The 12,377-nt window shown below is 59.2% G+C and carries 10 protein-coding genes; 3 read left to right on the top strand and 7 right to left on the bottom strand.

Features of this window, described 5'->3' with window-relative positions; genetic code table 11:
- Positions 1 to 34 precede the first annotated feature (34 nt).
- Complete coding sequence (locus tag AC3A3W_RS13445; protein ID WP_487443536.1) at positions 35 to 1,078, top strand: DNA methyltransferase; 1,044 nt, start codon at positions 35 to 37, stop codon at positions 1,076 to 1,078.
- A gap of 97 nt (positions 1,079 to 1,175) precedes the next feature.
- Positions 1,176 to 1,658, top strand: coding sequence for a hypothetical protein (locus AC3A3W_RS13440; RefSeq protein WP_487443535.1), 483 nt, complete (start codon positions 1,176 to 1,178; stop codon positions 1,656 to 1,658).
- A 563-nt stretch (positions 1,659 to 2,221) separates the two neighbouring features.
- Here the strand turns inward: AC3A3W_RS13440 and AC3A3W_RS13435 are convergent.
- From AC3A3W_RS13435 to AC3A3W_RS13420, 4 genes are all read right to left on the bottom strand, one after another.
- Positions 2,222 to 3,124: a hypothetical protein gene (locus AC3A3W_RS13435; RefSeq protein WP_487443534.1), complete on the bottom strand. Its 903-nt coding sequence runs from the start codon at positions 3,122 to 3,124 to the stop codon at positions 2,222 to 2,224.
- A 321-nt stretch (positions 3,125 to 3,445) separates the two neighbouring features.
- Complete coding sequence (locus AC3A3W_RS13430) at positions 3,446 to 5,500, bottom strand: hypothetical protein (protein WP_487443533.1); 2,055 nt, start codon at positions 5,498 to 5,500, stop codon at positions 3,446 to 3,448.
- Positions 5,501 to 5,522: 22 nt separating this feature from the next.
- Positions 5,523 to 5,774: a hypothetical protein gene (locus AC3A3W_RS13425; RefSeq protein WP_487443532.1), complete on the bottom strand. Its 252-nt coding sequence runs from the start codon at positions 5,772 to 5,774 to the stop codon at positions 5,523 to 5,525.
- 32 nt (positions 5,775 to 5,806) lie between these two features.
- Positions 5,807 to 6,169: a hypothetical protein gene (locus AC3A3W_RS13420; protein WP_487443531.1), complete on the bottom strand. Its 363-nt coding sequence runs from the start codon at positions 6,167 to 6,169 to the stop codon at positions 5,807 to 5,809.
- 229 nt (positions 6,170 to 6,398) lie between these two features.
- Between AC3A3W_RS13420 and AC3A3W_RS13415 the strand changes: the two genes are divergently transcribed.
- Positions 6,399 to 7,586 carry a hypothetical protein gene (locus AC3A3W_RS13415; protein WP_487443530.1) on the top strand — a complete coding sequence of 396 codons (1,188 nt, stop codon included), beginning with the start codon at positions 6,399 to 6,401 and terminating at the stop codon, positions 7,584 to 7,586.
- Positions 7,587 to 8,807: 1,221 nt separating this feature from the next.
- Here AC3A3W_RS13415 and AC3A3W_RS13410 read toward each other — a convergent pair.
- The 3 genes from AC3A3W_RS13410 to AC3A3W_RS13400 all read right to left on the bottom strand — a co-directional run bounded on the left by AC3A3W_RS13410 (position 8,808) and on the right by AC3A3W_RS13400 (position 12,211).
- Positions 8,808 to 9,860: a hypothetical protein gene (locus AC3A3W_RS13410; protein ID WP_487443529.1), complete on the bottom strand. Its 1,053-nt coding sequence runs from the start codon at positions 9,858 to 9,860 to the stop codon at positions 8,808 to 8,810.
- The gene (locus AC3A3W_RS13405) at positions 9,857 to 10,459 is read right to left on the bottom strand and encodes an ATP-binding cassette domain-containing protein (RefSeq protein ID WP_487443554.1); all 603 of its coding nucleotides are present in this window, start codon (positions 10,457 to 10,459) and stop codon (positions 9,857 to 9,859) included. The genes AC3A3W_RS13410 and AC3A3W_RS13405 overlap by 4 nt, the downstream gene beginning before the upstream one ends.
- Before the next feature lie 1,110 nt (positions 10,460 to 11,569).
- The gene (locus AC3A3W_RS13400; RefSeq protein WP_487443528.1) at positions 11,570 to 12,211 is read right to left on the bottom strand and encodes a hypothetical protein; all 642 of its coding nucleotides are present in this window, start codon (positions 12,209 to 12,211) and stop codon (positions 11,570 to 11,572) included.
- Positions 12,212 to 12,377: the final 166 nt, after the last annotated feature.

Below are 12,377 nucleotides of genomic sequence, written 5' to 3'. Positions count from 1 at the left end.
TCGGGGATCTCTCCACAACCGGAATAATGGGGCGGTGAAGACTGACCGGATCATCCATGGCGACGCCCGCCAGATTCTGCCCGACCTTGCCGCAGCGGGGTTCGAGGGCACGTTCCGCTTGGCTTACGCGGACCCGCCTTTCAACACCCGCAGAGCGGACCGAGGGCCCTTCCCAGATGAACGCACTGACAACGAGTGGGCCAGCCTGATCTCAGACGTGGCCGGTGGGATGCTCCCCTTACTCACGGAGGATGGCAGCCTCTGGATGCACGTAAATGACCGCCAGCTTGGTGCAGCGCAAACCGCTTGCGATTTAATCCTCGGGCCGCAGCGCTTTATAGGGACGGTAGTCTGGGAGCGAACACGGCGGGCTAGCTATGTGCCCGGCCGCCAGCTTGCAAGCACTACAGACTTTCTCCTCGTCTACGCAAAGGACCCGAAGGCACTGAAGCCCTTCACGGACGGCGTGACCGAGCCGGGCAAGAGAATTCCGCTCACCCACCGGGGGAACTCTGCGACAGAACTGGCATTCCCGGCAAACAGAGTGCAATTCAATTGCCCAGACGGCCTGTACCCCGCAGGCGACCACTCTTCGCCCGGTCTGCGTGTCGAGCTGACGCAGCACGTCCTCGTCGAGGATGGCCACAACGCGACACCCCTCCATCTGCGCCTCCCCAGCCGCTACAGCCAGGCATCGGTCCGCCGACTGTTGCACGACGGCGCGACGTTCCTAATCCCACGGGTGCCTTTTCGCCCCTCCTACCTGGCACCTGGCGGGAAGTCCAAAGCCCCCCCGAACCTTTGGTCATGGCGGTTCGACGACCGGGTGCCGACCAATGAAGACGCCTACCGGGAGCAACTCGCTGCCGGCTTCGCACGGCCCTTTCCCTACGCGAAGCCCACAGGGCTCCTCAAACACATACTTGAGCGCACGACCTGCGCGGGAGACAGCGTCTTGGATCCTTTCGGCGGCTCAGGTACGACGGCTGTCGCGGCTAGGGAGACTGGGCGAAACTTCGTACTAATTGAGGAGCAGCTCACCAGCATCGAAAAGTTCATCAAGCCCAGACTCGTGTAGAGGCGGCAGCGATCGAGGCCCCGCGCATTGCCGCAACGTCGGGCCTCACGGGCACCAGCAGGGCCCAAGAGCCACTGCGCCCGCGTACGCTGGTGTCATGGATGAGCAGACAACGCAGACGGATCTCACCGAGCGACAGATCGTGGAACAGGCTGTAAAAGGCCTCATGGCGAACCAGGGAGAGGCAGGGGGCGGTGCTCTCGGCTATCTGAAAGCCGCGAAGCGCCTCCAGACACTGGCTGGGGATGAGTTCACGGCCGCCGGAAGGGCGGCGCGGGCGGGGGGCGCCACTTGGCAGGAGATCTCGGACGTGCTGGGTCTGGCTGGGAGGCAGAGCGCCGAGAGGTTGTTTGCGCCGCGCAGGGGCGAGCGGCTTGCGAAGGCTCTAGAGTACTCCAAGCAGCGAGTAGTACCCGTTGCGCGGCAGGAGCTGCCGGGCCTAGGCGTAATCGAGTTCGCTCGTGCGACGGGCCTCTCGCAATCAACCGTTTACTGGAGAATCAAGAAAGGCGAGCTGCAGACCCAAACACTGGAGAACGGCCGCATCCGGGTCCTGACGCCACCAGAGGAGCTGGGGTAACCCAGCCGCGGAGGCGGGTCAGGGCAAAACAGGCAACACTGGCACCGGTCGCACCTAACTGCCCTGTAGGACCGCCAGTAACTGCTTGTTTTTCGTCCTTCTCCACAAAAGCAGTTTAGAAAACTACAAATTTTGCCTTCTTTACCCTGAGAACCCTGCTTTCGGGCCCTTTCAGCCGTTTTACTGCGGTTCCGGCCCCTTTGACACCAGATCTACCCGACCCAAAAGTGTCTGACGGGTCCTGATTTCAGCTGGCGTTACGTCCCAAAAGAGTACTTATGGGCGCGGAAACCGCTAAACCCGCCCGAATCGGCACCGATTCCGCGTGGAATCGACCCGTTTTCCAACCCAATTGGCGCCTCTTCGGCCAGATTTGACGGGAAACCGGCCTTCGAATTCTTGTCTTACGTCGGTAGACGCGACGCGCGTCCCGCGGCCATCTTTCGAGCAAATTTGAGCTGTAGCGATTCCAACCCTGCAGTTACCCGTTCCCAAAAAGGTCACGGCTCTATGGAGCGCACCATAACGGCAGGAGTTTCAAACCGCAGAGCCCTGGCTTCCTGCTAGCGTGCCGCGCTGCCCTTTGCCAACCGCGCCCGGCGAAGGCGACCACCCCGGCCGGCCGGGGCCATCGCCGGACCCGTTTGCTGTGGCATCGGCACGCTAAGCCTTACGTCGACGTCGTAATCCACCTCAAGCCAGCAGCCACCTCTAAGCTCCTCGTGATAGTGAGTGCTTCCGTTCGCGGGACTAAACCAGCCGGTCAAGCTGTACGAGTCGTCGAAGAGCCAGTCCGTCTCGGTGAAGTTGAAAGTGTTGAAGACAAGTTGGTTGAACGCCACGACGACTTCGAACTCGCTTCCCGGCAGCCTATACGAGGGCCAATCGAGTTCCAGAAAGTCAACGTTGGGCGTCTCCCACCTCCAAGTCTTTCGCGACAACCCATTCCGGACCTGGACAATGTCAAACTCACTGGTGACCTCGTAGGTCGGGTCACACGGAATGAGCGTGCGAACGTACGCGCCGTAGAAGGTCATCTTGTAGAGCGGGACCAGCGTGACGTTTTCCACGCGGACCTCGGTCCTGCTACCGTCCCTCCCCGTGATTGTGACGACGCGGCTAAAGAGCAAGTTCAATTCTGGTGAGTCGTAGTGATGGTAGAACTCGTAAGTGCCGCGTGGGACCCGGAACGGAAGGCCGGTGTCAATCGTGCCTGGGGGCCGGGTGAGGCTGTCGTTCTTTCCGTCTCCCCAGTCGATGTCGAGCCGGCGCATGGTTTTCTGGGTCTTGACCGTCAGATGGGCAACCACGCTGTCAGTCGTGACGTTGACTGTGTCAAACAGGAGGTCTGCGGCCTTCCCGTCGGGCAGCGCGACAACGCGGCCGTCTCCGGTGGTTCTTTTGCTTAGTCGCCTGGGTAGTTTTCCTTCAGACCCGTCCCCGTTGTTCCTCCGAACGTTCCACACGGCTACCTCCTCTCGGCCGGCGGCCTGGTGTCGCCGACGACAGATCCAGCGCGGCCATTTTAGCTGGGGCCACATGTCTTTGATAGGCCTCAGATGTAGCATCCGGGGGCCGGTGCGGCGGTGCCGCGTTCTTTCAAAGCCACTGTCACCCAATCCCTTGCCGCAGTTCGTTGGAATTCAACTTCCCGACCATCTGGCCGAACGTCGCCGCCTAGGTGTTGAAGTCGTCGATGCCGGCGCTCTCAACAGGTCTGGGCGCAGGTAGCGGCTGCATGACGTACGTGAATGCGAAATCTGGCCGGCCCCATCATACGTGCGGCCTCAGGCATGGAACGTCCCGCTGGTCACACCAGAGCTAGTGAAACCGTTCGTCACAGTTACACGTACATGGATTTCCTGACCCGGTGCGAACTGGCTCCGATCCAAGGCTATGTAGGGTTCCTTCAGCGCCATGCCGATCGTCTGCCAGCTCCGACCGAAGTCGGTGCTGATCTGGACGATGAACGTGTGACCTTTGCCCGCGGGTTTGTCGAGGTCGATGGCGATTCCGAGCTTTTCCGGACCGGCGGGCATCGTCCGAACGGCCCTCACCATCGGAGGAGCGCCGCCGGCACGGAAGGTATCGGCGGTCTCACCATGGATCACGAGTTGGATGACCGCCGCGTCTGGATCAGCACTGACTACTGCGTTCACAGTGCCAGCCCGGTCGTCGTCGGGGCCGAGCTCGGAGTCGATTCTCACCATGACGGCGTGTTGCGTCAGCACTGTGCCGTCCGCCGTCGCGATCTGCAGCACGACGGGGCTGCTTGGGTCAATGCCCGCGGTCGGGAGATTGGGCACCGGGTTAACGAAGTGGATCTTACCGCTGCGCTGCGTCAGGTTCACACGAGCGACCACGCTTACGCTGGTAGCCTCGGCGGGAGTCGCGTCCATTTCCGCATCCGGCGTCCTGCTTATCTGGCGGGGATAACGCTCATCTGGCCTGCCGGATGAAGGGTCGGAGGATGGTCCGGCTGCACCGGCTGGCAATACATCCTCGGCGGAGAGTCTGCGTCGGATCCCTTCATAGGTGTATGCGGACAGCCACTGGTAATTGCAGTAGGTCATGACGTCGTGCCACAGAGTTCCGGGCAGCGCGGTCATCGGCAGGCCGCTAGGATCACCAACGTCGAAGCCCACAAAGCCGGCATCGGTTGTGGACAATTGCCCTGCCGGGAACGGATAGTTGTCCAAGTCGGCCGGTGTCTCCCCGCAGAATCCCGGATGCCGCCGACCGAACGTATGGCCCAATTCGTGACCTCCGTACCAGTCTCCAAAGGAGCCGTCGAAATCCCAACCCCAGTCTGCGGGGCCGGTCGGTCCGCACGCCACCACTGATGGGTCGGGGTTGCCCGGAATGCCGGCTGCGCCTCCGCGCATGAAGAATCCTCCATCGCTGACGAGCCCGTAGTAGTGGATACGATTGTCTGCGCCCGCGTTCATGTCCAATGCTCGAATCGCAGCAATTTGAGCATTGATGTTGCCGGACGTGAAGCGCGGCGTCGCTAAGGCAGCCACTGTGGCCTGTGAAGCCATGACCTGCCCCACCGGGAAGGCCCGGCGGAGCCAGGAAACCAGCCGGTTGAAATCAAGGTCGCTGGGCGCGTAGGTCACGGGTGGAAAACCCTGCTGGTAGGTAATACGAATAATCCGTACCCGCAGCGGTGCGGCTCGTTGGAAGCAAACGATCGGACGGACCTCGTTACCCACCGAAACCGGAAGGCCGGTGGCTATGTCTGTCACGCTTGAAAGTCGGACCGATAGTTGGCCGGCGACGGTGCTGTACGCCGGCAGCACGAAGTTAAGGCTGCGGGCTGCGTCATTGCGAGTAGCCGAGATGTTCCCGGCCTCGGCCGGATTGAGGGTCACCGTGTTTGACGAGGTAACGACCACCGGTGCCGCATCGGGTGCCGACCGCACGGATAGCTGCCCGGAAACGGTCAATGCCGCGCCACCGTAGTAACTCAAGTAGGCTCGCACGACGGTCCCCTTGCCGGCGATCAGTGGCAAGGAGTGCGCGAGGTCTTGTACTGCCTGAACGACCTCCAGCCCGTCCATCTGAAGGGGCTGGAGGCTAACGTTTCCCGCAGGCAGCGTGACACTAGTTACCCCAGCGGCGTTGTCCGGATGGCGGACCTCGACGAGCCGCCCGCTGGTCAGGGCATTGGCCAAGGCCTCGACCAGCACACGTTTGTTGGCGCGGGCCGCATCCGAGTCGCCGGCCGACGACCTGATGAAGAGCAGTTCGCTCGCATCTGGGTCGACCTCGATCCAGATGCAGGTCAGTGGACCACTCATAGTCGTCAGCTGCTGGACATAGCCCTTCGTGACAGCCATCTCAGTGTTTCCCCCCCGCCCATCACACCGGGTCGACGCGGGCAAAGGTGATTTTCGCGCTGTTATCCGCGTGCCCCACTGTCACTCTCCGGTAGTTGGTTGCTGCCGCAGCGAGCGTCAGGATGACGTTGGCCGCGAACGCGGCGTCCGCGGCCGAACTGTCATTGATTACCACGAGGACTTCGGCGTTGTTGGGCGTCGGCCCAATCCACACGCAGGTAATCGTTTCTGATGCAACAGTCAGTTGCTGAACCAGTCCGGTTGTTACTGCCATAACGGTGCTCCCTTCGGCGCGTAGCGAAACCTTCAGAGCGGGTGCTTTAGCAGGCCGAGTTCGAGTGCGAGGTCGCTGAGGTGCCGCAGGTCTCCGCGGACCCGGAACCCCCCGTCGAGAAACTGCTCCCTAGCGTCGACTCGCCCGTCAATAACAGCCTGGACAGTTTCCGCATCGCCGATCACCTCGATTAGCGGCTTTACTGCAACATCGGCAGACTCGGAAACCGTGGCCTCGTTCGGGCCGGCCGACAATCGGTAGGTCCCGCCTCCTTGTCCGGATAGGCGAAAGAGAATGTCACCATCTCGTGCATGCCTGGCCCCTGTCATTTTGGAAGCAAGCTGCCGCAGCGAATCCTGCATTGTTCCCGGCTCTGCATCTGACACGTCGTGCATGGGCCACCTCTTGGAGGATCGGTTCTTTACCGGCTAACGCAAGCATGGCGAACCGCCAGTGTTCTGTCCAGATGTCTGGCCCTAAATTTCCTGACGAACTCTGAGAATCATCGGGGAATCTCACTCGTCGGCTACGTTACAAAACCATCCGGGTAAGTGGATCTAGACAACCCTGCACTAGCCGAGGACTATTTGTGGAGGGGTTTCTTTTTCAGACAGGATGCCAAAGATGTCCGTTGCCATATTTTCCAGCGAAGTAGATGTCGGCATTCCTCGCGGAAGTTACCGGCACAATAGACGCTTCCTCGACGTGGTCGGCGTCAAGGAGTTGCGCCACGTCTTCTATAATGAAATCCGCCCCGAAAGGGTGGAGGAATTAGCAGAGATTCTCAACGAAGGCGTAGCCCCTCAGCAAGATCTACGAGACATTATCTGGGTCTTCATGTTCGCCAACGGGCCGGGATGCTCTGATGAGATCGTGACCAAGGACTCCGTCCACGCAGTAAGCGTGTTCAGTCGCACCGCCGATGGCATGGGTCACCGGTACTTCGAGCGCGCTGGTGACAGTTACAGCGAGGTCAAAGAACTCGCGACCACGGTCACGGCAATGCTGGACCTTGACGACATCCGGCTACTTCACTTCGCCGCGTTCAAGCTTAACGAACTCCCGGCCGAGTCTGTGATCTACGAGTTTAAGGCAGGTTTCTGGGGCATCGAGCACCTACTCAAGATTTCGGATAAAGGCCTACGTAAAGCGGTCCTCGTTGATGGGCAGAGGCTGGCCGGCGCCCCGGCAATTGGGCTCTATGGCGATGAAATCTACACGGCGCTGCTGCGGCGACCTCCCGGGGGAATAAGCGGTAATTGCGGAAACAGCGAATCCTGCGGCGGCGGAAGCGGCTCCTGCGAGGCCGTCCCCCCAAATATGTCTGCGGGGTACTACTGCAAGGCCGACTCAAGCGGTGACCCGTTTGTGGGCGTGTTCACGAAAGCCATACGCGCGGGGCTGATCTCGCCGGACCAGGTGGATTTCGTAGGGGTAAGAAAATTCATCACGGAGTTCCTTCCGCAGTCGCAAGCGGGACGTGCGATCTTGGCGGATTACTACGTTATGTCGCCGTCGGTCCGTCGGGACAGAGAGGCGCTAGAGGAATACGTACGTGCCCTCCCAGTGATCCAGCGTTGGATTCGCGATGTACTGGAGGGTCCAAACGACTTAGTGCTTCTCACGGATGACATACGAGAGACATCGTCGCGAATATCGGCATTACATCGACACGTGCAGTTACCAGTTCTCGCGCCGGCAAACAGCACGATTGGCGGCATGAACCGAACTGTCTGGTCTACGAAGGCCGATCTGCTGGATCTCCTCCAGATGGGCCCGGACGGTGGGTCAGGTGGGGGCGGGCACAGCTAAGCACTGTCAGCCAAGCACCCGAAACACAGGTTGGAATCGCGATCCACAGCGACACACCAATGCTGGATCCTCCTTGATTCATTTCGCCTGTCGCTAGCGGCTCGTGCCCTTCTCGACCTGTCGGGTGGCTCTTGGCGCGCCCCGCGTCATGCGCGCTTTAGGAGCTTGCCATGCCTGGAGGAATGGTGGCTGCCGGGGTTGCTGGTCACGGTCGGCCATCAGCCTGGCCTCCACTGCTTCCCTATCACCAACACCATCAAGGCCTTTTGCCAATGCTTCCCGTCGTTCGGCCGAGTCGTAGTTCAGGGCTGATTCATCGGTAAGTGCCTCGGGGCGTGAGTTGTTTTCGGCTACGCTCTGCTTCCCGACCTTGTCTTCACGTTCAGCATCTGAGCGCAACTGAGAGGCCGCCAAGGTTTCCAACGGAGGCCGCGCACGTTGGTCCGCCGCGTGGGTCTTGGCACGTTCCGCCCCCGGGTATCACCAGCCCCGGCCCCCAGAGACGCCGACCGCCGAAAACCAGCAGAGCGAGACCTTTCCTGCAATTCGGTCAGGACGTCGGGTCTCGGTCAGTCGTCCTTGCCCATCGCCCGTGCGAAGTAGCTGTTTATGCGTGAAGCACCTGCGGGCCTTTGGTTCCGCGTTTCCGGGCAAGAAGGACCGAACAACCAAACAGCAACAGAATCGAGCCAAGGACCAATGGAGGGAAGCCGAAGTTTGGAAACACAAGGGAGTTGACCGCGGGTGACAGAGCCGTAAGCACCACTCCCACCGCGATTACCAGACGGTCCTTCGCAAGGGTGCCCGTGACCGCCAAGGCGAGCCCGTAGAAAATGAGGCTGCCTAAGATCACCGACAATATCCAGAATGAGGAGGTGATGAGCGTGCCGATAGCCAGCAGCGCGTACGTTTTGGAACTCGGGGGGACTCCGTACTTATTCCTTAGGGATCGGGCGATCCAATAGACTAGTAGGGACGCAAGCCCAGGGCCCACGAAGTCACGGATGCCCGCCAGAATAGTCACGGACCCTCCGAGTGCCATGCTGCCGCCGTAAACAGCAAGTGCCAAAAGGCCAATCGTTGACGTGTCGTTTGTCCACTTAGGGCTATTCATAGGAAACGCCTTCCCCAAGACCAATTGCTCGTGTAACCAGTAGTAGGGACAGTCTAGACTCATGCGGCATGTGGTGGTCGCGGACAGGGATGAGCAGGGCGCATCTCCTAATCTCGACCACGAACAATCAGGGCCCGGTCACCGCGGCAGGCCACGATGCCCAACATCACGCATCCGAGACTGGTTACGGAAAACGATTGAGACAACGCCACTGCGGCAACGCCATTTATAAAAGGTGATTCGGCGTCCAATATAATGCGCGCGGCGAGAGCCAGAGTAACAGTCAACATGAACGCAATTCCCAGTGTCAGCACTAGTTCTGAGACTACAAGAAGCTTCTGTTGCGTGGCTGTCAGTCCAAGGAGGCGATATAGCGCGTATTCATTCCGTCTAGGCCAGACGTAGGCGGCATTAAGCCCAAGCATTGACAGGACGCTGGACAGCCAAAGAAACTGCGTTGGCCGAGTCTCCCACCTGTCAACTAGTTCGTCTTCATCGAACTCCGACATGACGGCCAATGTGGCGTCTCCGGCCTCGGGAAAAAAGCTTTGGGCCACAGATCGGAACGATTGTAGCTGGCCGGGTTGAACTTCTATCCAGCACTCTTCAGCTTGTAATTGGCCGGTTTGTGGGATGTAGACCCAGCGCCCGCGCCCGTCGGAACGCGGGGTTGCAGGTAGTACATGCGAAGCGACAGGCCCGGCTGCATCCGAAATGTGAACATCCGACTGCGGAGGCAATTTCATTTCCTCGGCAAGGACACTTCCTATTGCAATGCCAGTTAGGAACTCCATTTCCGGCGCCACCATGCTGACTATCTCCGGTGAGGAGTAGACGGCTTGGAACGGAAGACCTGGTGCAACCTCGAAGGTCGTTACTTTTCGTGAATAAACGGTTCCGGTTTGTTCTACTGCACTGCTTTCGCCGGCCCGATCGCACGAACTTGCCGCCAGTTGGCGGCCTTCAGAACGAACGATGAGGATGTTCGACCCCTTGGATAAGGACGCCATGTACGCCTGCTCGGCATCCCGAGCGAGGATAATCTCGGGCAGAAGCGCGCCAGTCATCGCCATCGCACCGAAGATAACGGTGAGCAGCGTTCTCCACGGTCGGCTAATTAGCCTGGAACAAACTTCGCTGGCTATTGCGGATGCAGTCAATTATCTCGCCCCATCAAACGTTTCGACAATTCGATCCGACTGGTCGCGGCCTTGGCAACGGCCTCGTCATGTGTTGCGATGAGCACCGTTTTTCCTTGCCTAGCGGCCACCTGAAATGCCTCCACGACTTGCTGGGTGGACCTCGCATCCAGTTGGCCGGTGGGCTCATCCGCCAGGATGAGGGGTGCGAGCGAGATCAAGCAACGGGCTATTGTGACTCTTTGGACTTCCCCACCTGAGAGACGGGAAATTTGAGTTGAGCGCTTAGCTTGAATGCCTAAAAGATCCAGGGCTTCCAAAGCTAGTTCGCGGGCCCTCCTGCGCTCGATTCCGCAGGCAATTGCACCTATGGCAACGTTATCCAAGGTGCTGCGACCTCCCAAGATCGTGTTCGATTGAAGGACCCAAGACACTCCCGGAGCATTCACGTCCGATACCGAAGAATGCGTGGTGATAACAGAGCCGCACGTGGGCTTTCTTAGTCCTCCGACGATGTCCAGAAGGGTGGATTTGCCAGAGCCCGATGGCCCCGTAACTGCCGTCATCGATCCGGCTGGGAGCGTCGTGGCCAAACCGCGGAATAACCATGCGTCCCCCACGGGCAGCCTGTACCCCAGGTCCCTGACTTCTATGGACACGGCGGAAGGCCTCTGATTTGTGAGGGATTCACGATGACTCTCGTCGAGGTACTTAGGTTGGCCGTCCGCGACGAGTGCGCGGCTATTCTGGTTTGGCTTAGTGTCCCACCCTGAACTTCTACACGGACGGCACTCCAGGTTCCTTGGGGCCCTTGGATGAAGATGCACTTCTTGTCCAATGCCGCTGTCACAGCTGACGGCGGAACGGACCACGAGACTAGAGGAGACTTGCGCCTTAGTTCTGCGGGAATGGAGGCTGGTTTCTCACCCCTGAATGGGTTGAGGAAGGAGAGGTCCTTCACTGGTGCTGAAAGATTCCCTGAGAACGTTGTTGAGTTGTTTCCGGAGCGTATTTCCCAGGGTTGCGTGTCAAATAGAGGCGTCCCACCCTTGTCCAACGTTGCGCGGACACCCACAGGGACCGCTGGTGACTCCGTTAGGGGGCTTCCAGGCGGCGGTGCGGGGGCGCCGATGCGAGCATGAAATGAGCCGACCACAAACTTCGGAGCCGGCATCCAGATCACATGAGCGGGGTCGAACTCCGCTGGAAGCCCTCCTGTCGTCGCGCCAAGCCAGTCGCGGAAAGATGCCATTCCGACGGACGTTTCCACGGTCCACGTTTTTCCGGATCCTGCAGCGAACCCTAACCTTCTAAGCTCGTCGTTGAGGGCTTGGACGTCGTCCCCGGAAGCTCCGTTCCTGAGAGGCCTAAAGAATGGAACTTTGGTAGCGATAGCTACCCGCCATATGCCATCGACTTGCACCAGGCGGTGCCCGGATTGAACGGTGCGATCAGCGGGGACGTCGACGGCCGTAACCGTTCCATTCCAAGCTGGTGAAGGCATGGAAATGCCGTCGCTCCAAGAGACGCTCAACGTTATGGGTTGCTCGTCGCTCGAGGCGGTCTCGCTTAGCGGTTGGCTCAGAACGTCGTGAACGGGCGGAACTAGAGGTTGAGGGTTGCTCGCCGCCCATAGCGCCATAGCGAGCACCGCTGTGGGGAATACAAAAGCTGCAATTAGAATTACACCGGGCAGAAATGTCCCCCAAAAGCGACTGCGGTCCTCCTTTCTATTTGAGTCGTCGGGCATCCTCGTCGGATATGGCGAAGTATTGAGGAAACTTTTCAATACACACCTTGCTTATCGTCTCGCGCTTTTTTAGGCTTTGCTGCACCGCCTCATTGATTTCAGCAAAGTTTGATTCTTCTTTGAGTGCCAATCCCGCATCATTCAGGCATCGAATAACCTCGGGTCGAATCCTATCCTTTTCAGATTCCGTTAAGAGATTCTGGTGGAACCAGGCGACGGCAATATCGGAATTGTATTCAGTCCCACATTCCTGAGACGCGGCGGAAATCTTTTCTCCTAGTTCCTTATTTGGAGCGTTAATGCTCACCTCAAATCCAAGTCCGAAACCATCCACGACGACGATCTCTCCCGCCTCGGCGCCTGTGTCAACAACACAGGCTCTCCAGGCGAGAATTGACTTCTCGTACTCATCCCTGCTGACTTTTCCATCTTTGAGAATTTCTTTCTGGAATGGAGAAGTTCGAGCGAGCAGTTCGTCAATATTTACTTGGGGCCGCTGCTCTGCAGCGGCGCAGGAAGGGACCAGCGTGGCTGCTGTGAGACAGGCAACGATCAGTGCGGGAGTGCTGAATCGCCCTCGGCGTGCCTCGTCTCGAAAACTCAGCCTACGAAATCGTGACACAGGGAGTGCCACCCTTATATGTGATCGCTTGGGCGGCGTCGAACGTGGCGTAGAAATGCGAGCATACGCGCGAGTTCATCTTCATTGCAGCCGTACCCCAATATACCCACCGTTGACCGTAATTCGGGAAGCAGCCCGTACCCCTCGTCGACCATTTCTCCGCGTA

Source organism: Arthrobacter sp. Soil_N43, from assembly GCF_057655195.1.
The sequence above is the reverse complement of the archived record's forward strand: the minus strand, read 5'-3'. Positions and strand labels throughout refer to the sequence as shown.